This is a genomic window from Streptomyces sp. NPDC058457, assembly GCF_042720695.1.
Taxonomy (GTDB): domain Bacteria; phylum Actinomycetota; class Actinomycetes; order Streptomycetales; family Streptomycetaceae; genus Streptomyces.
In genome coordinates this window covers 21,518-47,727 of record NZ_JBHXLU010000092.1, presented here as the reverse complement: position 1 = coordinate 47,727, position 26,210 = coordinate 21,518, and the positions used below count along the sequence as shown (strand labels likewise).

Genomic DNA, 26,210 nt, shown 5'->3' with positions numbered 1-26,210 from the left:
CCCGCGCCCCCCCCGCGGGGGCTTCGCCGCTTGGGGGGGCGCGGGGGGTGTTAGCTGCTGCTGTCCTCGCTGTCGATACCCAGGCCCGGTAGCAGGCCCGGGAGGAGCGGGGGCAGGGTGACGTCGGGTGCACTGGACGGGGTCTTCGACGGGGACGTGCTGCTCCCCGAGCTTCCCGTCTTCGGGGGATCGAGCAGGCCGCCCGTGGTGCCGCCGATGAGGCCCTCGCCGGCGCTGCCGGAGGCCGAGCCGCTGGGGCTGCCGGTGCCGGAGTCGTGGCCGGAGGAGGAGCTGCCGGAGGTGGACGGGGTCGTCGACCGGTGGCTGCCGGAGGAGCCGGTGGACGCCGTGCCGGAGCCCTGCTTGCCGGTGCCGCCGGTGTTCTGGGGCGGCTGGGGGAGCAGGGACTGCAGCGGGGCGACCTCCTGGTCTATGGCGTCGAAGACCGACGACACCTGCTGACTGACGTCCCCGAGCTGGACCGGGAGCTTCTCGCGCAGGGCGCCCCAGGCCTCGCGGTGGGACTGGGCGAAGGAGGACAGGGCCTGGATGGGGCCCAGCGAGTCCGGGTCGCGCTCGTACGCCTCGTGGAGCAGTCGGTGGCCCTCGGTGACGTCGTGCTGCATGCCGGACAGGGTGCGGCGGATCTCCCCGATCGACTCGTGGTCGAGGTGGCCGCCGCGGCCCCGGTCCATCAGCCGACGGGCCTCCACCAGCCGGGTCGAGGCCTGGTCGAGGTAGGTCTGGCCGCGCTGGTCGTCGCCGTCGGCCAGATAGTTGAGCTTGAAGTCCTCGATGCCGCGTTTGAGGCCGTACAGCGAGTCGCCGGGCAGGGCGTCGGAGCTGGCGGCGGCGACCCCGCCGAAGGCTCCTGCTGCCACGCCGACGCTCAGGCCGCCCGCGGCGAGCCCCTTGGCAAGCCGGGAACGCGGTCGCAACTTGCCCAGGGGGCTGGCCCGATGTGCGCCCTTGGAACGGGGCGCACGCTGCTCGGGTACCGAAGCGTCCGCCGCCCTGCCCAGGGTGCCCTCGGCCAGCATGGCCTCCATCGCGGCCACAAGCTGGGCCCGCTGGACGACCTTGACCTTCGGGTCGAGCTCCGGCTTGGGCAGTGCGGCGAGCTCAGTCGCCAGGGCCAACAGCTCGCCCTGCTCGGTCCGTTCGGCCCGGTCCGGAGCGGCCGGATCGCCCGCCGGTCCCCCGGACCGGGCGGCCGCCGGGTCCCGGTCGGGCTGCTCCTCCAGAGCCTGGGCGAAGGCGTTCGCCCGCCGGTGGGCCGATACGTTCGCGATCACTGGCGGCACCTCCTCTCGTCATGACGGTCGACTCCCCAGGGGGTCCTGAGGGTTGCACGCCCCCGACCAATCCACACGATCGTGTGATCGGGGACTGGTCGGACGTGACCACAGGGAGCCTGTATCCCGCACAACGAGCGGCTCGGCACTTGGGTTACGGACGACCGGTGATCGGCTGAGAAAGACAACACGCTTTCACGGAGCGTGAGTTGCCTGTCGCCCAGGGTGGCCGGTTCAGCGCACGTCGTCCGGGAGGAGCCGGGCGAGAGTGCGCACGGCCCGGTACTGGAGGGTCTTGATGGCACCCTCGTTCTTGCCCATCACCCGGGCGGTCTCGGCGACCGAGAGGCCCTGGAGGAAGCGGAGCGTCACGCACTCCTGCTGCTGGGGGTTGAGGCGTCGTACGGCGTCGAGCAGGGCCGCGTTGGAGAGGGACTCCAGGACGGAGTCCTCCGGGGAGCGCTCGACCTCGTTGGCGTCGAGCATCTCGCCGGTGGTGACCTCCAGGCGGAAGCGGCTCGACTTGAAGTGGTCGGCGACCAGGTTGCGGGCGATGGTGACCAGCCAGGCGCCGAAGTCCCGGCCCTGCCAGGTGAAGGTGCCGATCCTTCTCAGCGCGCGCAGGAACGTCTCGCTGGTGAGGTCCTCGGCGGTCGCCTTGCCGCCGACGCGGTAGTAGATGTAGCGGTACACGGTGTCGCTGTACTGGTCGTAGAGGCGGCCGAAGGCGTCGGCCTCGCCGGCCTGGGCGCGCTCCACGAGATCCATCATCCGGGCGCTGTCGCTGTCCGCGGCCGGGCGGCGGGCGGTGGTGGTGGCGGTGGCGCCGGTGGCGCGGCCGCGTCTGCCCACGCCCCGTCCGTCGCCGGACCGGCGGCCCTCGGCGACGGCGCTGCGCGCAGGCACCTGTTCCATGCCGTCGGCCAGTGCGTAGCACGGGCCGACGGGGGCGGCGTTGGCGAAGGCGGGGACGGCGTACGCGGTCGGGACAAGGCCGCGCAGCGTCTCTTTGACCGTCGCGACTGTTGCGCGCAGCGTAGCCAGGCCCGAGGCGTCAACCCCGACGTGTGGGTACACGGGACTCCCAGAGGCAGAGCTTCCATCACGTGCAGTACGGAACCTTTCACCCGTCGTAGCGACGGAGGGGAACCGGTTTGCGTCTGAGGAGAATAACGCTTCGTGCAGGCACTGCTACACCGAGTTGCTCAAATCATCGATTGCGTCGCTTCTGTAACCGTTTGGCGGCGCCTCAAGGGCCCTAGAGTGATCGGTTGTTGAACGTAAACGTGCGGGTTTCGGCGATGTGCGGGGCGTGTTGAGGTGACCGCGCGATAATTCCGGGCGCGTGGAGAGGACGCCGGTGTGTTCGGGGGCCGGCGGGTGGGGGCTGGGGCGGGGTGGGGACGCTTACCGGCGCTTGCAGGGTGCCGCCCGCGCCCACCCGTGCCGCCCCACCGGCACGACTGCCCGCGGCCGGAGAAACCTAAAGGGGCGCGGGGAACTGCGCGACCGGCCACGACGTGCCCGCAGCCGGGAACCGGCCCGCGGTGCTACGGCGATGTCCTGCTCGGCCGACGCCGAACTATCGACGCCGGCGGCTCAACGCGATCGCGGCCGCAGTGCCACCGGCAACCGCGCCGACGCCCGCCGCCGCCGGGATGCCCACCTTCGCCGCCTTGCGCCCCGTGCGGTAGTCGCGCAGGCGCCAGTCCAGTTCACGGGCGTGTTTGCGCAGCTTCGTGTCCGGGTTGATGGCGTAGGGGTGACCGACCAGAGAGAGCATCGGGATGTCGTTGTGCGAGTCGCTGTAGGCCGCGCAGCGGGACAGGTCGAGGCCCTCGGCCGCCGCGAGGGCGCGCACCGCCTCGGCCTTCGCCGGGCCGTGCAGGGGCTCGCCGACCAGCTTGCCCGTGTAGACGCCGTCCACCGACTCGGCGACCGTGCCCAGCGCGCCCGTCAGGCCCAGCCGGCGGGCGATCACGCCGGCGATCTCCACCGGGGCCGCTGTGACGAGCCACACCTTCTGGCCCGCGTCCAGGTGGGCCTGGGCGAGGGCGCGGGTGCCGGGCCAGATGCGCTCGGCCATGTACTCGTCGTAGATCTCCTCGCCGATGGTCTGGAGCTCCGCGACCCGGTGGCCCTTCACGATGGAGAGGGCGGAGTCCCGCGCCTCCTGCATGTGCTCGGGGTCCTCGACGCCGGCCAGCCGGAACCACGCCTGCTGCCAGGCGAACCTGGCGAGGTCGCGGGTCTCGAAGAACTTCCGTTTGTACAGGCCACGGCCGAAGTGGAAGATGGCGGCGCCCTGCATGACGGTGTTGTCCAGGTCGAAGAACGCGGCGGCCCTGTCGTCCCCGAGCACGGGAAAGTCCGGCTCCGCGGCCTCGTCGAGGGGTGCCGGCGCTTCCTGGTTCTTGCGCGCGGCCTCCGCCGAGGCCTCGCCTGCCAACACGCTCCGCGCCGTGGCGGAGCGCCTACGGGGAGTGAGCCATCCGAGAGCGGCCATGTCGTGAGCATAGCCAGTTTGTTCGGAGGTTCCGGAGTCACGGGAGTTGGATGGGTGTGAACTCTCCGCGACCAGGTCGTTAAACAAAGCGAAGAACCCGTGCAGAAGGCGGCGGACATGCCCTGCCAGGGGCGGGACAATGGACGTCATGAGTCCCCTCTTTGGCCGGAAGGCGCCCGCGCCGAGTGCGCGATCGGTCACCCTCATCCGTAAACCCGGCTGCCATCTGTGTGATGACGCACAGGTCGTGGTCGAGAAGGTGTGCGGCGACCTCGGAGTGTCCTGGGAGCAGAAGGACATCACCCAGGATGCGCAACTGCACGATCTCTACTGGGAACAGATCCCGGTGGTACTCGTCGACGGCGAACAGCACACCTTCTGGCGCGTGAACGAGGAACGGCTCCGCAAGGCACTGACCGACTAGTCCAAACCGGCTGCAAAGTCGCTTAGGATCGACGGCGGCTTGGTCTCGGGGGCGGGATTCGTAAGGAGTGTGTACGGTTTTGCCCCTATCGGAGAGGGAGCGCGGGCGCTTGTGCACCGGCTCCGCACGGCTGCGCCGGGGGCGCGTGACCCCGGTCACGTTGGCCGGGCAAATCGGACACCATCTTTGTGCACGCGTTCACAAAGACATAGCCTGCTGTCGACGGGGCGGTCTGGGTACGTGTGACCGTCCGCAGCCCCGCTCAACCCGTTGGAGCACCGTGGCAACTGGCCGAACTCACCGACCGGCGACCCGCAGCCGAGGTATCCCCGAGGCCACCGTCGCCCGGCTTCCGCTGTACCTCCGCGCTCTGACCGCACTGTCCGAGCGCTCGGTCCCCACGGTCTCCTCGGAGGAGCTGGCCGCGGCCGCGGGGGTCAACTCCGCGAAGCTGCGCAAGGACTTCTCCTACCTGGGTTCGTACGGAACGCGCGGTGTCGGCTACGACGTCGAGTATCTCGTCTACCAGATCTCCCGCGAGCTGGGCCTGACCCAGGACTGGCCGGTTGTGATCGTCGGTATCGGAAATCTCGGCGCCGCTCTCGCCAACTACGGCGGGTTCGCCTCCCGTGGCTTCCGGGTCGCCGCCCTCATCGACGCCGATCCGGCGATGACCGGGCGGCAGGTCGCCGGGATCGCCGTGCAGCACAGCGACGACCTGGAGAAGATCATCTCCGGCAACGGCGTCTCCATCGGCGTGATCACCACCCCGCCGGGCGTCGCCCAGCAGGTCTGCGACCGGCTGGTGGCCGCCGGGGTCACCTCCATCCTGAACTTCGCGCCGACCGTGCTGTCCGTCCCGGACGGCGTCGACGTACGCAAGGTCGACCTCTCCATCGAGCTGCAGATCCTCGCCTTCCACGAGCAGCGCAAGGCCGGCGAGGAGCACGAGGGGACGGTCCCGCCCGTCGCCGCGCACCAGGACTCCAGCGAGCAGGGGCCCGACGGGGACGTACCCGCCGTGATGCCGGCATGAGTCTCCTCGTCGTCGGGCTGAGCCACCGCAGCGCCCCGGTCAGCGTCCTGGAGCGGGCCGCGCTCAGCGCGGACGCCCAGGTCAAGCTGGCCCAGGACACGGTCGCCGCCGAGCCGGCCACCGAGGCCGCCGTGCTCGCGACCTGTAACCGCATCGAGCTCTACGCCGACGTGGACAAGTTCCACGCAGGGGTCGCCGAGCTGTCCACGCTGCTCGCCCAGCACAGCGGGGTGGGACTGGACGAGCTCACCCCTTATCTCTACGTGCACTACGAGGACCGGGCCGTCCACCACCTGTTCTCGGTGGCCTGCGGGCTCGACTCGATGGTCGTCGGCGAGGGGCAGATCCTCGCGCAGCTCAAGGACTCCCTGGCCCGCGCGCAGGAGCTGCACAGCGCCGGGCGGCTGATGAACGACCTGTTCCAGCAGGGTCTGCGGGTCGGCAAGCGTGCCCACTCCGAGACCGGGATCGACCGGGCCGGACAGTCCCTGGTCACCTTCGGTCTTGAGCAGCTGGCCGCCGGCGGGGATGTGCAGGAATGGGCCAAGGGCAGGAAGGCGCTGGTCATCGGCGCCGGATCGATGTCCTCGCTGGCCGCCGCCACGCTCGCGCGGGCGGGGGTCACGGAGATCGTCGTCGCGAACCGCACGTACGACCGTGCCGAGCGGCTGGCGCAGATCATCGCCGAGAACGACGAGACGGACGTGGCGGCCCGCGCGGTACCGATGGATGCGGTGCCGGGCGAGCTGACACGTGCCGACGTCGTGGTGTCGTGCACGGGTGCGACCGGGCTGGTGCTGACCGCCGAGGCGGTCGCGGCGGCGGTCGAGGGGCGGACGGGTGAGCCCGTCGCCGAGATCGACGTACCGTCGGCGTCCAAGCAGCTGCCGGCCGCTGCCGGTACCGGGCTCGGCACCGACGAGAACTGCCCGCTCGACCTCACCGCGGCGCAGAGCGGCTTCTCCGTGATGGGGGAGGCCGCCGTCGCCGGCATGGCCGCCGCCGAGCTGGAGCAGCACGCGGCCTGGGTGGACAACGGGACCGTCGACATCCGGGAGGCCGGGCGCCGTGCGCCCGAGGCCGAGGCCGAGCTGATCGGGGCGCTGGCCGCGGCCGCCGCCCGGGTCGGCCGGATCCCGGAGCGGCGCAGGCCGGAGCCGGTCGCCGGGTTCGTCCGGCCCGCCCCCGCGCTCTTCCTCCTCGACCTCGCCATGCCCCGCGACATCGACGCGGCCGTGCACCGGCTGGCCGGGGTGCGGCTTGTGGACATCGAGTCGCTGGCCGAGGCGTCCGCGGACGCCCCGATGGCGGCCGACGTGGACGAGGTCCGGCGGATCGTTTCGGACGAGGTGGCGGCCTTCGGCGCGGCCCAGCGGGCGGCGCACATCACGCCCACCGTGGTCGCGCTGCGGACGATGGCCGCCGATGTCGTCGCGGGTGAGATCGCGCGGCTCGACGGGCGCCTGCCCGACTTGGACGAACGGCAGCGCGGGGAGATCCGGCAGGCCGTGCACCGGGTCGTCGACAAACTGCTGCACGCGCCGACCGTACGGGTCAAGCAGCTCGCGGCCGAGCCCGGCGGCGCCGGGTACGCGGACGCGCTGCGGACCCTGTTCGACCTCGACCCCGAGACGGTTGCCGCCGTCTCCCGGGCCGTGGACAGCACAGACAAGAAGGACCGACCGGCATGAGTGACAATCCACTGAGGCTGGGGACCAGGCGATCCAGACTCGCCCTGGCCCAGTCCGGGCAGGTGGCGGAAGCCGTGAGCCGGGTGACCGGGCGGCCCGTCGAGCTGGTGGAGATCACCACCTACGGCGACACCTCCCGCGAGCACCTCGCACAGATCGGCGGCACGGGTGTCTTCGTGACCGCCCTGCGGGACGCGCTGCTGCGCGGCGAGGTCGACTTCGCGGTTCACTCGCTGAAGGACCTCCCGACCACCCAGCCCGCCGACCTGGTCCTGGCCGCCGTACCGGTGCGCGAGGACCCGCGCGACGTGATCGTCGCCCGGGACGCGCTGAAGTTCACCGACCTGCCCCGCGGGGCACGCATCGGCACGGGTTCGCCGCGCCGGATGGCGCAGCTGAACGCGTACGCGCGCACCCATGGGCTGGACGTCGAGACGGTGCCGATACGCGGAAACGTGGACACCCGGATCGGGTACGTCCGCGACGGTGAGCTGGACGCCGTCATACTGGCGGCCGCCGGACTGAACCGGATCGGCCGCATCGACGAGGTGACCGACTTCCTGTCGGTCGACACGGTTCTGCCCGCCCCCGGCCAGGGGGCACTGGCGATCGAGTGCGCCGCGCACCACGCGGAGCTCGTCGCCCTGCTCGGGGAACTCGACGACCCGTTCACGCGGGTCGCCGTGACCGCCGAGCGATCACTGCTCGCCGCCCTGGAGGCCGGCTGCTCCGCCCCTGTGGGCGCGCTGGCCGACCTGCTGGCCGACGGGCAGATTGTCAAGGAAATGCGCCTGCGGGCAGTCGTCGGCACGACCGACGGCACCCGGACGGTGCAGATGTCCACCACCGGTCCCGTGCCCGAGACACACGACCAGGCGACGGCGCTCGGTCGCGAACTCGCCGCCGAGATGCTTGCCCAGGGCGCGGCCGGTCTGATGGGGGAGCGAGCACAGTGAGCCCCACCAACCTTCCCGCCGGCCTGGAACACGGGCACGTCACCTTCCTGGGTGCCGGACCCGGGGATCCGGGACTGCTGACCTTGCGTGCCGTGGAGGCACTGTCCAGCGCGGACGTCCTGGTCGCCGAGCACGACGTGCTCGACGTGATCAGGACCCACGCCAGGCAGGGCGTCTCCGTCGTGACCACGAATCCGGATCCGTCGTCGGACCCGTATCCGGGCACAGGCACGCCTCAACTGACGGTTGTTGACGGTGCGTCAACAACCGCTTCCCTCCCGCCCGTGCGGGATGCGGCTCATCTTGTCATGGAGGCCGCGCGGGGTGGCAGGCGGGTCGTCCGTGCGGTGTCCGGGGACCCGGGACTTGATACGTACGCGACCGAGGAAATGCTCGCCTGCGTCGCCGCGGGTGTGCCCTTCGAGGTCGTGCCGGGTGTCGCGGCCGTGGTCGGGGTGCCGGCGTACGCCGGTGTGCCGCTGCGGGACGCGCAGGGCGCGGACGTCCGCTTCGTGGACGCCCGTACCGCCTCGGACCGGTGCTGGACCGAGGTCGGCGCCTCGGACGGCACGGTCGTGGTGTCGACCTCGCTCGACTCGGTGGCCGCGGCCGCCGGCGAGCTGGTCGCCGCCGGCCGCAAGCCGGACACCCCGCTGACCGTCACCGTCGCCGGTACGACGACCCGGCAGCGGACCTGGACCGCCACCCTCGGCACCATCGCGCAGACGCTGAAGCAGGCGAAGGTGCTGCCGTCACCGGACGGCGGCCGGCCGGTGATAGCCGTGGTCGGTGAGCGGTCCGCCGCCGCCCAGCGCGACCAGTTGTCGTGGTTCGAGTCCAAGCCGCTGTTCGGCTGGAAGGTGCTCGTGCCGCGTACGAAGGAGCAGGCGGCGTCGCTCTCCGACCAGCTGCGGTCCTACGGGGCCGTGCCGCACGAGGTGCCGACGATCGCCGTCGAGCCGCCGCGCACGCCCCAGCAGATGGAGCGGGCCGTGAAGGGGCTCGTCACCGGACGGTACGAGTGGATCGCCTTCACCTCGGTCAACGCCGTCAAGGCGGTCCGGGAGAAGTTCGAGGAGTACGGGCTCGATGCCCGGGCCTTCGCGGGGATCAAGGTCGCGGCGGTCGGGGAGCAGACCGCGAAGGCGCTGGTCGCCTTCGGCGTGAAGCCGGACCTGATGCCCAGCGGGGAGCAGAGCGCCGCGGGTCTCCTTGAGGACTGGCCGCCGTACGACCCGGTCTTCGACCCCATCGACCGGGTGTTCCTGCCGCGTGCCGACATCGCCACGGAGACGCTGGTCGCCGGGCTGATCGAGCTCGGCTGGGAGGTGGACGACGTGACCGCCTACCGGACCGTGCGGGCGTCGCCGCCGCCGGCCGAGACCCGGGAGGCGATCAAGGGCGGTGGCTTCGACGCGGTGCTGTTCACGTCGTCGTCGACCGTGCGGAACCTGGTGGGTATCGCCGGGAAGCCGCACAACGTGACGGTGATCGCCTGTATCGGGCCCGCCACGGCCAAGACGGCCGAGGAGCACGGGCTGCGGGTGGACGTGATGGCTCCGGAGCCGTCCGCGGGCAAGCTGGCGGAGGCGCTGGCCGAGTTCGGGCTGCGGAGGCGCGCGAGCGCGCTGGAGGCCGGGGATCCGGTGACGCGGCCGAGTGAGCGGCGGCCGGGGGCTCGGCGGAGGCGTACCACTACGTGAGGTGAGACAGAGGGGGTGGGGGGGGGGGGCGCCAGGCGCCCGTTTGTTTGTGGGGGCGGGGGGGGGGGGGGGGGGGGGGGGGGGGGCGGCTCCCCACTTGGTGTGGTTCGTCGGGGGGGGTGGGGGGCGCCCCCCCCCGCCCCCTTTTCTGTCGTCGGTCGTCTGCGGGTGCGTTGTGGCTGGTCGCGCAGTTCCCCGCGCCCCCTACGGGGCGCCTTTGCTTACGGGGTGTCATGGGCGAGGATCTTCTTCAGGTCCTCGATCACTGTGGGGATCTCTCGGTCGAACGCCAGGCCGTCCACGCCCTCGTCGGTGACCACGGCCAGGAGGGCTCGGGTGCCCACCGCTGTCACTATGACGTGGCCCGCGCTGCACTGGGCGGTCAGCTGGCGGAGGGTGCCGGTGTTGGCCTGGTCGGCCAGGCGGTGGCCGAGGGAGAGGGCGGCCGAGGCCAGGGCAGCCATGGACTCGGGGTGGGTCTTGTCGGCGTCGGCGGCCACCACCAGGCCGTCGACGGTGGCCAGGACGGTCTCGGAGACGCCCATCACCCGGTCGCGCAACGAGACGAGGATGTCCTGCACGGGATCGTTCATGGTGGCCTCTTCCTGTGCTGTCGTGCTTGGTGGTGCGGAGGCGAACGGCCTCCCCGGGGTTGCTAGCGCCTGCGGCGGGGGAGCGGGGTCGCTGAGGGGTGCGGTGCCGCCGTGGGGGGAGAGGACGGGGTGCGCGGGGCCGTGCTGGGGCGGCCGGCGGGGGTGGCGGACGGGGGCTGGAGCAGGCCCAGGGCCAGGAGGTCGCGGAGGTCCAGCATCACGGCGAACAGGCCGCGGCCGAGGGCGAACGCGATGTCCCGGGGCGTCCTGCGGCCGTCGGTGACCGTCAGGAGGGTCCGGTGGCGGGGCGAGAGCCGGGCGGTCTGCCGCGGGTCGCGCGCGGCCGGGGCCGGTTCCAGGCGGTCGCGGGCGAAGCGGGCGGTGGCGCCGTGTTCGTTCGACAGCAGGCGGGTACGGCGGGTGTTCTCGGTGACCAGGAGGTCGGGCGGCACTGCGGTGCCCGTGTCGAGCAGCGGGCGGGGAGCGGTCACCTCCCAGCCGTCCGGGCTGGTGAGGGCCAGGGCGAAGGCCGCGTCGAAGAGTGCGGCCCGGCCGATGACCGCCAGTTCCGCGGCGCCCAGCAGGCCCCGGGCGACCAGCTCCAGGGCCAGCCGGGCGGGGTCGGTGCCGGTGGCGCGAGTGGCCGTCCAGTCGTCCTCGGTGATCCGGTGCGACTTCAGGAGCAGGACCTCGACGCCGGGGGCGCCGGGGGTCTCCATGCCGATGACCATGCCGTCGCGGACGTGGATGACACCGCCCGGGGTGCCGGAGACCAGGACGGCACAGGAGCGCTTCTCGGCGTACAGGCCGGCCAGCAGAGCGGGGACGTTGCGGGCGGTCGGTGTCTCCTGGGTCATGCGAGCAGTCGGTCCGTGTGCTCGGCCAGGTCGCGCAGCGCCCACGTGATGTTCGTACGGTCCCGGTCCACCAGGGCGAACAGCAGGAGCGGGTCACCCTGTTGGTTGACACGTGTCGTGACATGGTGATGGGCGGTGGTGGTGACGACGATGCTCTCCAACTCGCCCGTGAAACCGGCCCGGTTCAGGTTCATGATCGCCAAGTGGGCGGTCTCCTGGGCGTCCTGTGCCGGTTCCGGGTCGCCGTACCCGGCGTAGCAGAGGCCCGTCACGCCGTCCAGGAGGGCGGCGGCGGTGACGCCGGGCGTCCTTCCGACAGCGTTCAGGACGGTGTCGAGCAAAGCCATGAGTTCCCCCTCCTGACCCCTCGGTCGCACAGTACTTTATTGCCAACTGTTGCAACACCGGCCAAAGATGACACTTATTCGGACTCGGAGAAGTCGGGAAGCAACCTTCGTCGAACCGCTTGCGTCCGAGTCCACCCACGTAAGGAAATCGAGGGCACCAGCGTGAACATCGAGACAGCGCTCAAGGAAGCCATGAGCATCGACGGGGCCCTCGGCGCCGCCCTGGTCGACTACGAAAGCGGCATGTCGCTCGGCGTGCTGGGCGGCGGACCGCACCTGGACCTGGAGCTGGCGGCGGCCGGCAACACCGAGGTCGTCCGCGCCAAGCAGCGCACGCTGAAGTCCATCGGCCTCGACGACGAGATCGAGGACATCCTGATCACGCTCGGCGGCCAGTACCACCTGATCCGCCCCCTGACCAAGACCGGCGGCTCGCTCTTCCTCTACCTCGCCCTGGACCGCGGCCGCAGCAACCTCGCGCTGGCCCGGCACAGCCTCAGGAAGCTGGAGACCGGGCTGGAGGTCTGACCCCTCCGGAGGTCCTGGCGCCCCGGCCGCGGGTGGGCCGGGGCGCCGACGCCGAGTCGGTAAGCGCGCTCATGTGACGGGCGTAGCGTAGAGCGCATGACGAAGTACGGCTCCTTCCCCGGCACACGGCCGCGGCGGCTGCGGACCACCCCCGTCATGCGGCGCATGGTCGCCGAGACCCGGCTGCACCCCGCGGACTTCATCCTTCCGGCGTTCGTCCGGGAGGGCGTGAGCGAACCCGTGCCGATCGCCGCCATGCCCGGCGTCGTGCAGCACACCCGGGACAGCCTGAAGAAGGCGGCCGCGGAGGCCGTCGCGGCGGGCATCTCCGGGATCATGCTGTTCGGGGTGCCGGAGGAGAGCAAGAAGGACGCCCTCGGCACCCCCGGTACCGACCCCGACGGGATCCTCCAGGTCGCGTTGCGCGACGTGCGGGCCGAGGTCGGCGACGAACTGCTCGTGATGTCCGACCTGTGTCTCGACGAGACGACCGATCACGGGCACTGCGGGGTGCTGGACGCCGAAGGGCGCGTGGACAACGACGCGACCCTGGAGCGGTACGCCGAGATGGCCCAGGTGCAGGCCGACGCCGGCGCCCATGTCGTCGGGCCCAGCGGGATGATGGACGGGCAGATCGGCGTCGTCCGCGACGCGCTCGACCAGATCGGACGCGAGGACGTCGCGATCCTCGCCTACACCGCCAAGTACGCCTCCGCCTTCTACGGCCCCTTCCGCGAGGCCGTCGGATCCTCCCTGCAGGGCGACCGCAAGACCTACCAGCAGGACCCCGCCAACGTCCGTGAGTCCCTGCGCGAACTGGCCCTCGACCTGGAGGAGGGGGCCGACATGGTGATGGTCAAGCCGGCCGGGCCCTACCTCGACATCCTCGCGCGGGTCGCCGACTCCGTGGACGTGCCGGTCGTCGCCTACCAGATCTCCGGCGAGTACTCGATGGTCGAGGCCGCCGCCGAGAAGGGCTGGATCGACCGGGACCGGGCGATCCTGGAGACCCTGACCGGCATCAAGCGGGCAGGCGCGCAGAACATCCTCACCTACTGGGCGGTCGAAGCCGCCCGGATGCTGGGCTGAGCGACCCGACGAGCGCCCCCGGCCTGTGAGTTCCGGCCGGGGGCACTTTTCAAGTCGCCCGCGGCGTTAGGTTGTTGACCGTCCTTGACTGTCCTCGCCCTTCGCCGACCATCCGGGAGACGCCCATGTCCGGTGACGCCCTCAGCCAGGATCCCGCCGAGCTGAGAAAGAGGTTCGACAACACCAAGCCGCACCCGGCGCGGGTCTACGACGTCTTCCTCGGCGGCAAGGACAACTACCCCGCCGACCGCACCGCCGCGGCCGCCGCCCTCGCCACCAACCCGCGCGGCTACCTCGACGTACGGCACAACCGCGACTTCCTGCGCCGGGCCGTGACCCGGCTGACCCAGGAGGACGGCATCGGCCAGTTCCTCGACATCGGCACCGGGCTGCCCACCGCGGAGAACGTCCACCAGATCGCCCAGCGGATCAACCCCGGCGCCCGGGTCGTGTACGTCGACAACGACCCGATCGTCCTCGCCCACGCGCGCGCCCTGCTCACCAGCGGGCCCGAGGGCCGGACCGACTACATCGACGCCGACTTCGTGAACCCCGCGGAGATACTCGAACAGGCCGCGAAGACCCTGGACTTCGACCAGCCGATCGCCCTGTGCCTGGTGGCCATCCTGCACTTCATCGAGGACGAGGTCGCCCACCCGGCCGTGCGCGAACTCGTCGAGGCGCTGCCCCCGGGCAGCCGGCTGGTCGTCAGCCACCTCACGGAGGACCTCAACGCCGAGAAGATCCGCGGGGTCCAGCGGTCGTACACCGAGCGGGGCCTGACCTTCGTCCTGCGGTCCAAGCCCGAGGTCGAGCGCTTCTTCACGGAGAACTCCCTCGCCCTCGCCGACCCGGGCGTGGTCCCGGTCCACCACTGGCACCCCGACCACGCGGCCCCCGTCCCCGAGCAGCCGGACCCCGCGCTGCTGGCCACCCTCGACGCCATCGACCGGTCCCGGTACGCCGACATCAACGACGTCACCGACGCCGACATCAACGTCTACGCGGGCGTCGGCACCAAGGCCTGAGCCGGGTCGGCCGCGGGCCGCAGGCGGGCGGCGGCGGAGGGGCCCTCGTCGCGTACGCCCTCTCCGTCCCGGCACCCGCCGAGTGCGGTCGCGGCGACCAGCGCGAGGGCGGCCGCCGCGAGGAGACGGCGACGGCGGACGCGGGCCGGGGTGCGGTGCGTGGCGGACATACGAGGGCTCCCTTGACGATCTCGGCGCGGTGCCGCCGGCGGTGGCGCCGGCACTGGCAGCAAAGGTGAGACGTGGCGGCGGGGTTGACGTTCCCTCAGCCTGTGGGCCGGCCCGCCCGGACCGCCAGAGCTGGCCGGGGATTCGGGACGCCCGGTCCCGGTCCACCTTTGTGACCTGCGCCTATCCCATCCCATGGGACGGCGGTACGGGACGGCGGTACGGGACGGCCCAGTCCCACCCGCACCCCGTCCGTCCGGATCGCGGAATTACGGGTGTAAGCGGCACGTACCTCTCTACGCTCCCGCCAAGACGAGGATCAGCCCAAGGAGCCGTCCATGACCCTCACCCCTGCCCCCGCCCCGCTTCCCCCGCTCGCGGCCCGCGCCCGCACCGTCGGCGGGTCACCCGTGCGGGAGATCCTCGCGGTGACCGCCCGCCCCGAGGTGATCAACTTCGCGGGCGGGCTGCCGGCCCCCGAACTGTTCGACCGGGACGGCATCGCCGCCGCCTTCCACGCGGTCCTCGAAGAGGCACCGGAGCGGGCGCTGCAGTACTCGACGACCGAGGGCGAACCGGCCCTGCGGCAGCGACTGGCGGCGCGCGTCTCCGCGCGGTCCCTGCCCACCGGCGCCGACGACCTCCTCGTCACCACCGGCTCCCAGCAGGCCCTCTCCCTCCTCGCGAGCGCTCTGATCGACCCAGGGGACACCATCCTCGTCGAAAGCCCCTGCTACCTGGCGGCACTACAGGTCTTCGGGCTGGCCGGGGCGCGCGTGCTGCCTGTGCCCGGCGACGAGGACGGCGTGGACCCGGCCGCCCTGGAGGAGCTGATCCGCGCCGAGCGGCCCAAACTCCTCTACCTCGTCCCCACCTTCCAGAACCCCACCGGCCGCACCATGCCCGCCGCCCGCCGCGCCGCCCTCGCCACGGCCGCCGCCCGGCACGGCCTGTGGATAGTCGAGGACGACCCCTACGGCGAACTGCGCTACGACGGCGACCACGTCCCCTGGATCGCGTCCCTCCCCGGCGCCGAGGACCGGGTGGTCCTGCTCGGCTCCTTCTCCAAGGTCATGGCGCCCGGCCTGCGGCTCGGCTGGCTCCGCGCCCCGGCCGGACTGCGCCGCGCCTGCGCGGTGGCCAAGCAGGCGGCCGACCTGCACACCCCGACCCTCAACCAGCTCGCCGCCGCCCGCTACCTGGACGTGCTGGACGCCCATGTCGCCAAGGTGCGCGCCGTCTACGGCGAACGCCGCGACGCCATGCTCGCGGGGCTGCCCGCCGCCCTCCCGGCCGGCTCCACCTGGAACCGGCCCGCAGGCGGCATGTTCCTGTGGGCCCGGCTCCCGGAGTCGTACGACACCACCGCCCTGCTCCGCCAGGTGGTGGAACAGAACGTGGCCTACGTCCCCGGCGAGCCCTTCTACGCCGCCGACCCCGACCGCTCCACCCTGCGCCTGTGCTTCGTGACGCAGACACCGGAGGAGATCGGGGAGGGCCTGCGCAGGCTGGCCAAGGGCCTGGGCAGCTGAGCGCTCCGCCGGAAGTGCCGGGACAGGCCGTCTGCCGAATGCGGCGCCGTCGTGGCTGGTCGCGCCCACGCGGCGGAGCCGCAAATTTGACACAGCCCCGCGCCCCTTCGGGGCGCTGCCGAACTTGCCCGGCTGGTCAGCTCAGTCCCACCAGAAGTGCCACAGCCGCTCGCCGACCAGCTGCTCGGCGTACGACGGCAGGGTGTCGTCGGCGCCGGGCAGCACGGTGTACGGGCAGAACGCGAAGTGCTCGGCGGCGACCGCCTCCGCCTCGTCGAGGTCGGCGGGCGGGGCGGCGACGGAGAGCGCGAGGTGGTCGAAGCCGAGGGCCACCACGCGGATGCCGAACCGGTCCTCCCAGGAGCGCAGCACCGCGCACAGCCGGCCCGTGTCCTCCTCGTAGTTCACCGGGCCGCTCCAGCCGATGGCCGCCGGTATGTCCGCGCTGCGCCGGGCGGACACCAGCGCCAGATGCGGCTCCTTCAGCCAGGGCCGCCCCTGGCTGAGCGCGTCGGCGACGTCAGCGGCCCGCGTGTCCGGATCGGCGACCAGGGCCGGCGCGGCGGCCAGCCCCGGGAACTCCTCGCCGTCCGGCGGGTCCTCCTCCCAGTAGTCCTCCAGCACCTCGTCGGCGTCGTGGTCCCCCGGGTACGACGTCTCCCCCGGGGCGAAGTCCCAGTCGTCGACCTCGGACACGTCGATGAGTACCGGCAGCAGCCCCGCACGGGCGGCCGGCACGCCCAGCGCGGTCCAGGTCCCGGGCCCGGCGGGCTGCCCGGCATACCACAGCAACGGCTCGTGCCACGAGCCGTCGAGCGTGTCGTCGAGCAGTGTCCCGGGCGGGAGTTGGAGCCCCAGCGACCGACCACTGGGGTCGGTCGCCAGCTTGGGCAGCGGGTTGGGAAGAGTCGCCATGCCAGTGACTGTAAGGGGCGCCACTGACAACGCCGTCGGCGACCGGTCAGAGACGCTCGGGCGTCCTGATCCCCAGCAGGGCCATGCCCTGGTGGAGGGTGCGGGCCGTCAGGTCGCACAGGAAGAGGCGGTTCTCCACCTGCTCCGCGGTGGCGGCCTTCAGGACCGGGCACTTGTCGTAGAACGACGTGTACAGCGACGCCAGTTGGTACAGGTACGCGGCCAGCTTGTGCGGGGCGTACTCCGCCGCCGCCTCGAAGACCGTGTCGCCGAAGGCGTCCAGGTGCAGGCCCAACGCCCGCTCCGCCGCATGCAGTTCCAGCTCCGGGTGGGCGGCGGGCCGAACCTCTCCCGCCTTGCGGAGGATCGACTGGATACGGGCGTACGCGTACTGGAGGTAGACGGACGTGTCGCCGTTCAGCGAGACCATCTGGTCCAGGTCGAACTTGTAGTCCCGGTTCGGCGACGTCGACAGGTCCGCGTACTTCACGGCACCGATGCCGACCTGCGTGGCCCGCTCCTGGATCTCGTCCTCGGTGAGGTCCTGCGCCTTGTCCCGGACGACCTCGGCGGCCCGCTGCACCGCCTCGTCCAGCAGGTCCTCCAGCCGTACCGTCTCGCCCGCACGCGTCTTGAACGGCTTGCCGTCCGCGCCCAGCACCGTGCCGTAGCCCATGTTGTGCGCGGTGACGTCGTCGGTGAGCCAGCCCGCCCGCCGCGCCGTCTCGAAGACCATCTTGAAGTGCAGCGACTGCCGCACGTCCACGACGTAGAGCAGCGAGGTGGCGTGCAGGTCGGTGACCCGGTTGCGGATCGCGGTCAGGTCGGAGGCCGCGTAGCCGAAGCCGCCGTCCGCCTTCTGCACGATCAGCGGGACCGGCTGGTCGTCCTTGCCCCGGATGTCGTCGAAGAAGACCACGAGCGCGCCCTCGGAGCGGACCGCGACGCCCGTCTCCTCCAGGATGCGGGCGGTCTCCGGCATGCCGTCGTTGTACGCCGACTCACCGACGATCTCGTCGTCCCGGATCTCCATGTCGAGCTTCTCGAAGACCGAGTAGAAGTAGACCTTCGACTCGTCCACGAACCGCTGCCACAGGTCGAGGGTCTCCTTGTCGCCGGACTGGAGGTCCACGACCCTCTTCCGCGCCCGCTCCTTGAACGCCTCGTCGGCGTCGAAGACCGCCCTTGACGCCTTGTAGACCCGGTTCAGGTTCGACATGGCCTGCTCGCCGTCCGTGTCGGTCTCCGCGGACAGTTGGTCCGGGTTCTCGATCAGGTACTGGATGAGCATGCCGAACTGGGTGCCCCAGTCGCCGATGTGGTGCCGGCCGATCGTCCGCTCGCCGGTGAAGTCGAGCATGCCGCGCAGGGCGTCGCCGATCACCGCGGACCGCAGGTGGCCGACGTGCATCTCCTTGGCGACGTTCGGCTGGGCGTAGTCGATGACCGTGATGCCAGGGTTCGCCTTGGCGGCCACGCCGAGCCGGTCGCCGTCCGTGTACCGCGAGGCCAGGTTCTCGGTGATCGCCTGGTCGGAGAGGGTGATGTTGAGGAAGCCGGGGCCGGAGACCTCGACGTCCTGGATCAGGTCCGCGCCGGTGGTGATGTTCGAGACGACCTGCGTGGCCAGCTCCCGGGGGTTGGCCTTGGCCTTCTTGGCGGCGGCGAGGATGCCGTTCGCCTGGTAGTCGGCCCGGTCGCTGCGTCGCAGCAGCGGGTCGACGGAGGCCTCCGGCAGGGCAGCCGAGAGGGCGCTCGCGAGGCGCTGATTGACGAGATCGGTGAGCGACGTGACCGAGGCCATGGGGTGGGAGCCGTTCTCCTCGTGGGGTCTGATGGACGGGTCCAGTATTTCACGGGGGGTAAAGGGGTTTTTGCGGGTGAGAGCTCGGGGGGTTCGGTGCGTTGCCGGGTGCGGCGCCGTGGGGGCTGGTCGCGCAGTTCCCCGCGCCCCCAGAACGGGGGCTGCGCCCCCAGAACGGGGGCTGCGCCCCCAGAACGGGGGCTGCGCCCCCAGAACGGGGGCTGCGCCGCCCATCAGGGGCGCGTCCATAACCCGTTTTCGTGGATTCGAGCTCGGCAGGGAGAATGGAGCGGTCAGCCGTGCGACCGTACCGGCTGCCCGTTGCCAGAAAGAAGGACGTGCCGACGTGGCTCAGAGCACCGAGACCACCGACTGGGTCTCCCGTTTCGCGGATGAGGTCATCGAGGAGTCGGAGCGTCGGGCCCCGGGTGAACCCGTTGTCGTCGCGTCCGGGCTGTCCCCCTCCGGGCCGATCCACCTCGGCAACCTCCGCGAGGTCATGACCCCGCACCTCGTCGCCGACGAGGTCCGGCGGCGCGGGTACCAGGTCCGGCACCTGATCTCGTGGGACGACTACGACCGCTACCGCAAGGTGCCCGCGGGCATCGCCGGCGTCGACGAGTCCTGGGCAGAGCACATCGGCAAGCCGCTCACCTCGGTGCCCGCCCCGGAGGGGTCCTCGTACCCGAACTGGGCCGAGCACTTCAAGGCCGCGATGGTCGAGTCGCTGGCCGAGCTGGGCGTGGAGTTCGACGGGATCAGCCAGACCGCGCAGTACACCTCCGGCGTGTACCGCGAGCAGGTCCTGCACGCCATGAAGCACCGCGGGGACATCGACGCGATCCTCGACCAGTACCGGACCAAGAAGGCCCCCGCGAAGAAGCAGCAGAAGGCCGTCGACGAGGCCGAGCTGGAGGCCGAGGAGGGCTCGGGCGCGGCGAGCGAGGACGACGGGTCCTCCGGCTCCGCCGGGTACTTCCCGTACAAGCCGTACTGCGGCGGCTGCGGAAAGGACCTGACCACCGTCACGGCGTACGACGACGACACCACCGAGCTGACGTACACCTGCACCGAGTGCGGGTTCTCCGAGACCGTCCGGCTGAGCGAGTTCAACCGGGGCAAGCTGGTCTGGAAGGTCGACTGGCCCATGCGGTGGGCCTACGAGGGTGTCGTCTTCGAGCCGAGCGGTGTCGACCACTCGTCGCCCGGCTCGTCGTTCCAGGTGGGCGGGCAGATCGTCGGGATCTTCGGCGGGAAGCAGCCCATCGGGCCCATGTACGCCTTCGTGGGCATCAGCGGGATGGCGAAGATGTCGTCCTCGCGGGGCGGGGTTCCCACCCCGGCCGACGCCCTGAAGATCATGGAGCCGCAGATCCTGCGCTGGCTGTACGCCCGGCGCCGGCCCAACCAGTCGTTCAAGATCGCCTTCGACCAGGAGATCCAGCGGCTCTACGACGAGTGGGACAAGCTCGACGGGAAGGTGGCCGAGGGTTCCGCGCTGCCCGGTGACATCGCCGCGCACTCGCGTGCCGTCGGTACGGCCGGCGGCGAGCTGCAGCGGACGCCGCGCCCGCTGCCGTACCGGACACTCGCCTCCGTCGCCGACATCACCGCCGGACACGAGGACCAGGCGCTGCGCATCCTCAGCGAGCTGGACCCCTCGAACCCGCTCGGGTCGGTGGACGAGGCACGGCCGCGGTACGACAAGGCCGAGGCCTGGATCAACACGCAGGTGCCGGCCGACCAGCGGACCATCGTCCGCGACGAGCCCGACGCCGAGCTGCTGAAGTCCCTCGACGAGGCGTCCCAGCAGTCCGTACGACTGCTGCTCGACGGGCTCGCCGAGCACTGGTCGCTGGACGGACTCACCCACCTCGTCTACGGCGTGCCCAAGGTCCAGGCCGGGTTCTCCGCCGACGCGACGCCCAAGGAGCTGCCGGCCGAGATCAAGACCGCCCAGCGGGCGTTCTTCGCGCTCCTCTACCACCTGCTGGTGGGCCGGGACACCGGGCCCCGGCTGCCCACCCTGCTCCTCGCCGTGGGCCAGGAGCGGGTACGGCTGCTGCTCGGCGAGTAGGCAAGCACGGAGAAGGGGCCCTCTGAAGATCCAGAGGGCCCCTTCTCCGTGCCTGCCAGGTTCTCTGCGCCTGTCAGGCGATGTGCTCGTCCGCCAGCTCCGCGTTGAGACGGTTCGAGAAGCGGGTCACCATGCGCTTGGACTCGGCCTCGTCGAGGGCCACGCCGTAGGTCGCCTCCACGTCGGCGATGAACCCGCGCGGGGTGGGCGCTCCGTTGCCGCTCTTTATCGACTCACGGAAGACCAGGTAGTAGTCCTCCTCCGACGGCGCCGGGGGCTCCGGGGGGCCGCCGCCCTCGCCCAGCTCACGGGTGCGGCCCGGGCCGGAGGGGATGGGGAAGCTGCCGGTGGTCTCCGACGGGGATTCCTCGGGCAGAGGCTGCTGGTCCTGCGGGAACTGGTCCTGGGGGAACCGGTCCTGCGCGAACTGCTCCTGCGGGAACTGCTGCTGGTACAGCTGGTACTGCTGTTGCTCCTGCTGGTACTGCTGCTCTGCCAGCCAGGCGGCGTACCGGGGGTCGTACGTCGGGTCGTAGCCGCCCTGGTACTCGGTCTGCTGGGGGTCCCTGGCATGCAGCCAGGGGTTCAGCTCCGGATCGGGCGCCGGCACCTGCTGCTGCGGGAACTCCGGCTGCCCGGTACGGGGGCCGGGTACCAGCTCGGCGCGCTGCTCGCCGGCCGGCGCCGCCTCGGCGGCACGACCGCCCACGGCCACGGCATCGGGCGCCGCCGGCAGCAGGACCGGGATCTCGATACCCGCCGCCGCCAGGCCCTCCGGGGCCGTCTCCGCCAGCGGGACGCCGTACCGGGCCAGCCGCAGCGGCATCAGGGACTCCACGGGAGCCTTCCTGCGCCAGGCCCGCCCGAAGCGGGAACGCAGCCTCGCCTGGTAGACGAGACGTTCCTGCTCCAGCTTGATGACCTGGTCGTAGGAGCGGAGCTCCCAGAGCTTCATCCGGCGCCAGAGGAGGAAGGTCGGGACCGGGGACAGGAGCCAGCGGGTGAGGCGGACGCCCTCCATGTGCTTGTCCGCCGTGATGTCCGCGATCCGCCCGATCGCGTGCCGGGCCGCCTCCACCGACACCACGAACAGGATCGGGATCACCGCGTGCATGCCCACACCCAGCGGGTCCGGCCAGGCCGCCGCGCCGTTGAAGGCGATCGTCGCGACGGTCAGCAGCCAGGCCGTCTGCCGCAGCAGCGGGAAGGGGATGCGGATCCAGGTCAGCAACAGGTCGAGGGCCAGCAGGACGCAGATGCCCGCGTCGATGCCGATCGGGAACACATAGGAGAAGTTCCCGAAGCCCTTCTTGATGGCCAGCTCACGGACGGCCGCGTACGAGCCGGCGAAGCCGATGCCGGCGATGATCATCGCGCCGGTCACGACCACACCGATGAGAACGCGGTGCATCCGAGTCAGCTGTATTGGCGCGGCCACCCGTACTCCCCTCCCCTTGCGTGTTGTTGCGCGCAACAGGGTGGCACATCAGTGCGGCGCCCGTACGGCCGGTCAGCTCTTCTTGGTCGACGACTTCGACGCAGAGGCACTCGCCGAGGGCGACCCGGACGCCGACTTCGAGGGTGTCGCCGCAGGTGAACTCGGCGCCGTACCCGAGCCGTTGGCCGTCGTGACCGACGCCACCGCCTCCTTGGCCGCCTGCTCCGCCGCCTTCGCCAGAGCGTTCGCGTCCGGCGTCTTCTCACCCGCCAGACCCGCACCGTTGTAGTCGAGGGTGACGACGACGTTCGCGACGCGTGCCACGACCGTCTGCTGCTTGAAGGCGCCTTCCTTCTTCTTCAGGTCGTAGCGCACCACCGTCGCCTGGTCGCCGGTCCCGGCCACCGGCTCCGACTTGGTGTTCTTCGCGCCGCTCACGGACTGGGCACCCTGCACCTGGCTCGCGAAGTACGCCTCGGCCTGCTTCTCGCCCGAACCACGGCTGGAGTCCGAGTCGAAGCGGAGGAAGGAGATGTTCAGCCAGCGGAACTGGGAGCCCTTCACACCGTTGTTGTCCAGGCTGCTCCAGGAACAGCTGCCCCGCGTGGCCACGTCGTCCGACGTGCCCTCCTTGCCCGACTTCGCGCCCTTCGGCACCAGTGCGGTGAGCGTCTTCTTCGACAGCACCGCGCACGGCTCCGGCAACTTCTGGTACTTCGCCGCCTGGACCGTGGGCGAAGCGGCCACCGAGCCGCCCGCAGCGGTGACGGGATCCGAGCCGCCACCCGTACCCTGCGCGGCACTGTCCGAGCCCGAGGAACAGGCCGCCGCGAACAGCGCCACGGCGGGGACGGCGGCCGCGCAGACGAGGACGCGGCGCAGGCGCCCTGCCCGTCGCCGTGCGTTCCGATCGTTCCGGGCGCGCTGGTCGTCTGACTGGACTGTTACTCGCTGCATGGTTCCTTCACTCATACGTTCGGGGTTCCTGCGGTCGGATCGGGTCCGAGGGGCCACGGTACGCGGTGAGGGAGCTGTGCGGTTTCGGTTCGCGTCCTTTGCGAGCGGGGTGCAGAAGGTGTGCCGAGGGCCTCAGCCGTTGAGGGCCTCGGCCAGTTGGGCGGCCAGATTCTGCGCCCTGTCCTGCATTTCCTTGCTGTCCGGGACGGTCCCGGTGGCCATCGGCTGCTCCTCGTACACGATGGTCACGACGACGTTGGACGTGCGGAACACCACAGTCACCGTCCGCTGTTCGGCCGTCGAACCGGAGCCGCTGAGCTGGTCGTCGAGATACGCCTCGTCGCCGAGGTCGGAGAGAGTGCGGGGCTGGAGACCCGACGGGGTGGTGGAAGCCGAGGCGGAGGCGGAGCCGGAATCAGAGGAGGACGGGTCGCCGGAACCGGCGGGGGAGGCGGACGCGGGCGCGGACGCGGACGGGGAGCCCGATGCCGACTCGGACGGCGATTCCGACTCGGCGGGGCTCGGAGACACGGACTGGGGGATGTCGGCCGCCGTCTCCAGCTGCGTGTAGATCGTCTGCGCCTCGCTGTCGTCGCTGACCGCGTTGTCGTACGACACCACGCGCTCGAAGTCGACGGACAGCCGGTCCGTGGCGTCGGTGGACTCGATCTTCCAGTGGCAGCCGACCTTGCGGTCGGTGTCGTAGGTGAGCGTGGCCTCGCCCTCGTACGCCTTCGCGCGCTGTTCCTCGTCGGTGATCTGGGCGATGCCGGGGAGCAGGGAGTCGAGGGTGTCGTGGCTGACCGCGCCGCAGGCCTCCGGGAGGGTGCGGTACTTGCCGGGCTGGGCGGCGACGGTGGAGGTGCTGGTGTCCGCGTTCTTGTCGCTGATGTCGTCGCCACCGCTGGAACCGCTCGTGCAGCCGGCCAGCAGGGCCGCGAGAAGGGCGGCGATGCCGGTTACGTACGCCTTCCGCTGCACGGTCAGGCTCCTTCCGTTCACTGGTCCGCTCGGTCCTGCTCCAGTGTCCCCGCTGGTTAATCGCTTGCCGCAGCGGGGCGCCCCCTGGAGACAATGTGTATCGCACGCACTGCCGTGAACGCCGGTCCGCTGCCTGTTTTCTGGGCCTCTGGCGCCGCATTTGCGTTTTGTTTGATTAAAGCTGTTTGTCCTTTTTGATTTGTTGTCCACGGGGGAATGAGGAAGACATGTCGTACGTGGAGATACCGGGCGCGAAGGTGCCCATCCGGATGTGGACCGACCCGGCGACCGTCGAGGACGTCGCACTCCAGCAGCTGCGCAACGTCGCGACCCTGCCGTGGATCGAGGGCCTGGCGGTGATGCCGGACGTCCACTACGGGAAGGGTGCGACGGTCGGGTCGGTCATCGCGATGCGGGGCGCGGTGTGCCCGGCGGCGGTCGGGGTGGACATCGGCTGCGGCATGTCGGCGGTGAAGACGTCCCTGACGGCGAACGACCTGCCGGGGGACCTGTCGCGGCTGCGGTCGAAGATCGAGCAGGCGATTCCGGTGGGGCGGGGGATGCATACGGACCCGGTGGAGCCGGGCGACTTCCACGGGCTGGCCACGGCTGGGTGGGAGGGGTTCTGGGGGCGGTTCGACGGGGTTGCGGAGGCGGTGAAGTTCCGGGAGGAACGGGCCGTGAAGCAGATGGGCACGCTCGGATCAGGAAATCACATGATCGAATTGTGTCTTGATCAGTCAAACTCGGTCTGGCTCATGCTGCACTCCGGTTCCCGCAACATCGGGAAGGAGCTGGCCGAGTATCACATCGGTGTCGCGCAGAAGCTTCCGCACAACCAGGGACTGGTTGACCGGGACCTGGCGGTGTTCGTCTCGGACACTCCGCAGATGGCGGCGTACAGGAACGATCTCTACTGGGCTCAGGAGTACGCCAAGTACAACCGCATGCTCATGATGGCGCTCCTGAAGGACGTGGTCCGCAAGGAGTTCAAGAAGGCCAAGCCGACTTTCGAGCCGGAGATCTCCTGCCACCACAACTACATCGCTGAGGAACGCTACGAGGGCATGGACCTGCTCGTCACCCGCAAGGGGGCGATCCGGGCCGGCTCTGGTGAGTTCGGGATCATTCCGGGTTCGATGGGCACCAGCTCGTACATCGTGAAGGGGCTCGGGAACGAGAAGGCCTTCAACTCGGCGTCGCATGGTGCCGGTCGGCGCATGAGTCGTAACGCGGCAAAGCGCCGCTTCACGACCAGGGACCTGGAAGAGCAGACGCACGGTGTGGAGTGCCGTAAGGACTCCGGGGTGCTGGATGAGATTCCCGGCGCCTACAAGAACATCGACCAGGTGATGGAGCAGCAGCGTGACCTTGTTGAAGTCGTGGCGAAGCTGAAGCAGTTCGTGTGTGTGAAGGGCTAGGACGGTGATGGGCGCGACGATTGCGCGCCGCGCCCATCATGTGCCGCTCAGTCCGGCAGCGGCACTACGCCATGCAACAGCTTCCAGCGGCGGTTCTGGCAAGGACTTTTGGAGTGGCCAAGTTCCGCTGCCGCGTGGGCGATGGTTGGTGCATTGAGTAGGATCCGGTCCATTTCACGAGTCCACTCGATGCGTGGCGGCCTGCGATCCGTGCCTGCCGGGCGCACCCAGGTTCCGAGTGAATTCGCGGCCGTTCGTTTCCGGTCCAGTGAGAGGCAGCCCGGGTGATAGAGGTCGGCTGCCAACTCCTGCGCACTTTCGTTTGTGTAGGGGACGTTGTAGATGCCGTCGCGCGCGTTGCGCTTGAGGCTGCGCTCGGCTCCCGTCACGTCCTTGCTGTACTCGCGCAGATAGGCCGCGATGGCGCTGCTGGCGGTGGTGAGCGAGACGAAGGGAAAACCCTTGCTGGTGAAGCCGACTGACTCGTCTGCGTCGATCAGGCCTCGCAGATAGTCGCGGCGGGAGAACTCGACGGTCGGTGGAGCGATCGTCTTGGACTTGCGGCCGTACGGAAGACCGAGTTCGTTGATCCTGGTCCTGGCTTCCAGAGAAAACAGGCTCCAGGCGACGGCGGTGTGGGTCTCGGCGAAGTTGGTCGAACGGGTGCGTTCGGTGATGCTGCTGTAGTACGGGGTCAGCTTCTGGAATGTGCGCAGGAGATCTGTATCTCGTGCGCTGATCTCGACAGTCAGGCGGCCCTTCTGGCCCACGCCCTTTGCCAGATGCCCGTCCGCCTGCAAGAAGCCGAACATGTACGCGTACTCCGGGACCGTGAGGTCCATGAACTGCTTGGCGCTAGGCTCG

At 70.6% G+C, this 26,210-nt stretch carries 24 protein-coding genes; 11 read left to right on the top strand and 13 right to left on the bottom strand.

Annotated elements, in window-relative coordinates; all coding sequences use genetic code 11:
• Nucleotides 1–50: 50 nt before the first annotated feature.
• The 3 genes from ACFWPS_RS43770 to ACFWPS_RS43760 all read right to left on the bottom strand — a co-directional run bounded on the left by ACFWPS_RS43770 (nt 51) and on the right by ACFWPS_RS43760 (nt 3,801).
• Nucleotides 51–1,295, bottom strand: a complete 1,245-nt coding sequence (locus tag ACFWPS_RS43770; protein WP_383716941.1) for a DUF5667 domain-containing protein — start codon at nt 1,293–1,295, stop codon at nt 51–53.
• 234 nt (nt 1,296–1,529) lie between these two features.
• Nucleotides 1,530–2,372, bottom strand: a complete 843-nt coding sequence (locus ACFWPS_RS43765) for an ECF subfamily RNA polymerase sigma factor, BldN family (protein WP_383716939.1) — start codon at nt 2,370–2,372, stop codon at nt 1,530–1,532.
• A 505-nt stretch (nt 2,373–2,877) separates the two neighbouring features.
• On the bottom strand, nt 2,878–3,801 hold the full coding sequence (locus ACFWPS_RS43760; protein ID WP_383716937.1) for an HAD family hydrolase: 924 nt from the start codon (nt 3,799–3,801) through the stop codon (nt 2,878–2,880).
• Nucleotides 3,802–3,949: 148 nt separating this feature from the next.
• On the opposite strand from ACFWPS_RS43760, the gene ACFWPS_RS43755 reads away from it, so the two are divergent.
• From ACFWPS_RS43755 to ACFWPS_RS43735, 5 genes are all read left to right on the top strand, one after another.
• Nucleotides 3,950–4,225: a glutaredoxin family protein gene (locus ACFWPS_RS43755; protein ID WP_383716934.1), complete on the top strand. Its 276-nt coding sequence runs from the start codon at nt 3,950–3,952 to the stop codon at nt 4,223–4,225.
• A 280-nt stretch (nt 4,226–4,505) separates the two neighbouring features.
• Nucleotides 4,506–5,261 carry a redox-sensing transcriptional repressor Rex gene (locus tag ACFWPS_RS43750; protein WP_217554719.1) on the top strand — a complete coding sequence of 252 codons (756 nt, stop codon included), beginning with the start codon at nt 4,506–4,508 and terminating at the stop codon, nt 5,259–5,261.
• A complete protein-coding gene (locus tag ACFWPS_RS43745) occupies nt 5,258–6,952 on the top strand; it encodes a glutamyl-tRNA reductase (protein ID WP_383716931.1) in 1,695 nt (564 codons plus the stop codon). Before ACFWPS_RS43750 ends, ACFWPS_RS43745 begins: the two co-directional genes overlap by 4 nt.
• Nucleotides 6,949–7,908, top strand: a complete 960-nt coding sequence (hemC, locus tag ACFWPS_RS43740) for a hydroxymethylbilane synthase (RefSeq protein WP_383716930.1) — start codon at nt 6,949–6,951, stop codon at nt 7,906–7,908. The genes ACFWPS_RS43745 and hemC overlap by 4 nt, the downstream gene beginning before the upstream one ends.
• On the top strand, nt 7,905–9,611 hold the full coding sequence (locus tag ACFWPS_RS43735) for a uroporphyrinogen-III synthase (protein WP_383716927.1): 1,707 nt from the start codon (nt 7,905–7,907) through the stop codon (nt 9,609–9,611). The genes hemC and ACFWPS_RS43735 overlap by 4 nt, the downstream gene beginning before the upstream one ends.
• A gap of 221 nt (nt 9,612–9,832) precedes the next feature.
• Here ACFWPS_RS43735 and ACFWPS_RS43730 read toward each other — a convergent pair whose 3' ends face one another.
• From ACFWPS_RS43730 to ACFWPS_RS43720, 3 genes are all read right to left on the bottom strand, one after another.
• Nucleotides 9,833–10,204, bottom strand: a complete 372-nt coding sequence (locus ACFWPS_RS43730) for a roadblock/LC7 domain-containing protein (RefSeq protein WP_383716926.1) — start codon at nt 10,202–10,204, stop codon at nt 9,833–9,835.
• Nucleotides 10,205–10,266: 62 nt separating this feature from the next.
• Entirely contained in the window at nt 10,267–11,061 is a 795-nt protein-coding gene (locus ACFWPS_RS43725; protein WP_383716923.1) for a hypothetical protein, read from the bottom strand.
• Entirely contained in the window at nt 11,058–11,408 is a 351-nt protein-coding gene (locus ACFWPS_RS43720; RefSeq protein ID WP_383716921.1) for a hypothetical protein, read from the bottom strand. The genes ACFWPS_RS43725 and ACFWPS_RS43720 overlap by 4 nt, the downstream gene beginning before the upstream one ends.
• A gap of 162 nt (nt 11,409–11,570) precedes the next feature.
• On the opposite strand from ACFWPS_RS43720, the gene ACFWPS_RS43715 reads away from it, so the two are divergent.
• From ACFWPS_RS43715 to ACFWPS_RS43705, 3 genes are all read left to right on the top strand, one after another.
• Nucleotides 11,571–11,936, top strand: a complete 366-nt coding sequence (locus ACFWPS_RS43715; RefSeq protein WP_383716919.1) for a hypothetical protein — start codon at nt 11,571–11,573, stop codon at nt 11,934–11,936.
• Between the two features lie 96 nt (nt 11,937–12,032).
• Entirely contained in the window at nt 12,033–13,025 is a 993-nt protein-coding gene (gene hemB / locus ACFWPS_RS43710; RefSeq protein ID WP_383716917.1) for a porphobilinogen synthase, read from the top strand.
• 125 nt (nt 13,026–13,150) lie between these two features.
• Nucleotides 13,151–14,053, top strand: a complete 903-nt coding sequence (locus ACFWPS_RS43705) for an SAM-dependent methyltransferase (protein WP_383716915.1) — start codon at nt 13,151–13,153, stop codon at nt 14,051–14,053.
• Here the strand turns inward: ACFWPS_RS43705 and ACFWPS_RS43700 are convergent.
• On the bottom strand, nt 14,026–14,223 hold the full coding sequence (locus tag ACFWPS_RS43700) for a hypothetical protein (protein WP_383716912.1): 198 nt from the start codon (nt 14,221–14,223) through the stop codon (nt 14,026–14,028). The two genes, ACFWPS_RS43705 and ACFWPS_RS43700, sit on opposite strands and share 28 nt — an antisense overlap.
• A 336-nt stretch (nt 14,224–14,559) precedes the next feature.
• Between ACFWPS_RS43700 and ACFWPS_RS43695 the strand changes: the two genes are divergently transcribed.
• Nucleotides 14,560–15,753 carry a PLP-dependent aminotransferase family protein gene (locus ACFWPS_RS43695; RefSeq protein WP_383716910.1) on the top strand — a complete coding sequence of 398 codons (1,194 nt, stop codon included), beginning with the start codon at nt 14,560–14,562 and terminating at the stop codon, nt 15,751–15,753.
• 141 nt (nt 15,754–15,894) lie between these two features.
• Here the strand turns inward: ACFWPS_RS43695 and ACFWPS_RS43690 are convergent, their stop codons facing one another.
• Together ACFWPS_RS43690 and argS are read right to left on the bottom strand one after the other, a co-directional pair.
• Nucleotides 15,895–16,668: a DUF4253 domain-containing protein gene (locus ACFWPS_RS43690; RefSeq protein WP_383716907.1), complete on the bottom strand. Its 774-nt coding sequence runs from the start codon at nt 16,666–16,668 to the stop codon at nt 15,895–15,897.
• A 46-nt stretch (nt 16,669–16,714) separates the two neighbouring features.
• Entirely contained in the window at nt 16,715–18,472 is a 1,758-nt protein-coding gene (argS, locus tag ACFWPS_RS43685) for an arginine--tRNA ligase (protein WP_383716905.1), read from the bottom strand.
• Between the two features lie 346 nt (nt 18,473–18,818).
• On the opposite strand from argS, the gene lysS reads away from it, so the two are divergent.
• Nucleotides 18,819–20,549 carry a lysine--tRNA ligase gene (gene lysS, locus ACFWPS_RS43680; RefSeq protein WP_383716903.1) on the top strand — a complete coding sequence of 577 codons (1,731 nt, stop codon included), beginning with the start codon at nt 18,819–18,821 and terminating at the stop codon, nt 20,547–20,549.
• A 73-nt stretch (nt 20,550–20,622) separates the two neighbouring features.
• Here lysS and ACFWPS_RS43675 read toward each other — a convergent pair whose 3' ends face one another.
• From ACFWPS_RS43675 to ACFWPS_RS43665, 3 genes are all read right to left on the bottom strand, one after another.
• Nucleotides 20,623–21,960: a DUF2637 domain-containing protein gene (locus ACFWPS_RS43675; protein WP_383716901.1), complete on the bottom strand. Its 1,338-nt coding sequence runs from the start codon at nt 21,958–21,960 to the stop codon at nt 20,623–20,625.
• A gap of 99 nt (nt 21,961–22,059) precedes the next feature.
• The gene (locus ACFWPS_RS43670; RefSeq protein ID WP_383716898.1) at nt 22,060–22,959 is read right to left on the bottom strand and encodes a DUF3558 family protein; all 900 of its coding nucleotides are present in this window, start codon (nt 22,957–22,959) and stop codon (nt 22,060–22,062) included.
• A 117-nt stretch (nt 22,960–23,076) separates the two neighbouring features.
• The gene (locus ACFWPS_RS43665) at nt 23,077–23,925 is read right to left on the bottom strand and encodes a DUF3558 domain-containing protein (protein WP_383716895.1); all 849 of its coding nucleotides are present in this window, start codon (nt 23,923–23,925) and stop codon (nt 23,077–23,079) included.
• 227 nt (nt 23,926–24,152) lie between these two features.
• On the opposite strand from ACFWPS_RS43665, the gene ACFWPS_RS43660 reads away from it, so the two are divergent.
• On the top strand, nt 24,153–25,346 hold the full coding sequence (locus ACFWPS_RS43660; RefSeq protein WP_383716892.1) for an RtcB family protein: 1,194 nt from the start codon (nt 24,153–24,155) through the stop codon (nt 25,344–25,346).
• Between the two features lie 47 nt (nt 25,347–25,393).
• Here ACFWPS_RS43660 and ACFWPS_RS43655 read toward each other — a convergent pair whose 3' ends face one another.
• The gene (locus tag ACFWPS_RS43655) at nt 25,394–26,188 is read right to left on the bottom strand and encodes a hypothetical protein (RefSeq protein WP_383716890.1); all 795 of its coding nucleotides are present in this window, start codon (nt 26,186–26,188) and stop codon (nt 25,394–25,396) included.
• Nucleotides 26,189–26,210 lie beyond the last annotated feature (22 nt).

Bases quoted from the DNA above. Each gene is read 5' to 3' on its own strand.
- ACFWPS_RS43695 (WP_383716910.1), top strand. From the start codon at position 14,560: ATGACCCTCACCCCTGCCCCCGCCCCGCTTCCCCCGCTCGCGGCCCGC.
- ACFWPS_RS43705 (WP_383716915.1), top strand. From the start codon at position 13,151: ATGTCCGGTGACGCCCTCAGCCAGGATCCCGCCGAGCTGAGAAAGAGG.
- ACFWPS_RS43755 (WP_383716934.1), top strand. From the start codon at position 3,950: ATGAGTCCCCTCTTTGGCCGGAAGGCGCCCGCGCCGAGTGCGCGATCG.
- ACFWPS_RS43675 (WP_383716901.1), bottom strand. From the start codon at position 21,960: ATGCACCGCGTTCTCATCGGTGTGGTCGTGACCGGCGCGATGATCATC.
- ACFWPS_RS43690 (WP_383716907.1), bottom strand. From the start codon at position 16,668: ATGGCGACTCTTCCCAACCCGCTGCCCAAGCTGGCGACCGACCCCAGT.
- hemB (WP_383716917.1), top strand. From the start codon at position 12,033: ATGACGAAGTACGGCTCCTTCCCCGGCACACGGCCGCGGCGGCTGCGG.
- ACFWPS_RS43660 (WP_383716892.1), top strand. From the start codon at position 24,153: ATGTCGTACGTGGAGATACCGGGCGCGAAGGTGCCCATCCGGATGTGG.
- ACFWPS_RS43725 (WP_383716923.1), bottom strand. From the start codon at position 11,061: ATGACCCAGGAGACACCGACCGCCCGCAACGTCCCCGCTCTGCTGGCC.
- ACFWPS_RS43700 (WP_383716912.1), bottom strand. From the start codon at position 14,223: ATGTCCGCCACGCACCGCACCCCGGCCCGCGTCCGCCGTCGCCGTCTC.
- ACFWPS_RS43730 (WP_383716926.1), bottom strand. From the start codon at position 10,204: ATGAACGATCCCGTGCAGGACATCCTCGTCTCGTTGCGCGACCGGGTG.
- ACFWPS_RS43670 (WP_383716898.1), bottom strand. From the start codon at position 22,959: ATGAGTGAAGGAACCATGCAGCGAGTAACAGTCCAGTCAGACGACCAG.
- ACFWPS_RS43720 (WP_383716921.1), bottom strand. From the start codon at position 11,408: ATGGCTTTGCTCGACACCGTCCTGAACGCTGTCGGAAGGACGCCCGGC.
- ACFWPS_RS43760 (WP_383716937.1), bottom strand. From the start codon at position 3,801: ATGGCCGCTCTCGGATGGCTCACTCCCCGTAGGCGCTCCGCCACGGCG.
- ACFWPS_RS43745 (WP_383716931.1), top strand. From the start codon at position 5,258: ATGAGTCTCCTCGTCGTCGGGCTGAGCCACCGCAGCGCCCCGGTCAGC.
- hemC (WP_383716930.1), top strand. From the start codon at position 6,949: ATGAGTGACAATCCACTGAGGCTGGGGACCAGGCGATCCAGACTCGCC.
- argS (WP_383716905.1), bottom strand. From the start codon at position 18,472: ATGGCCTCGGTCACGTCGCTCACCGATCTCGTCAATCAGCGCCTCGCG.
- ACFWPS_RS43655 (WP_383716890.1), bottom strand. From the start codon at position 26,188: ATGGACCTCACGGTCCCGGAGTACGCGTACATGTTCGGCTTCTTGCAG.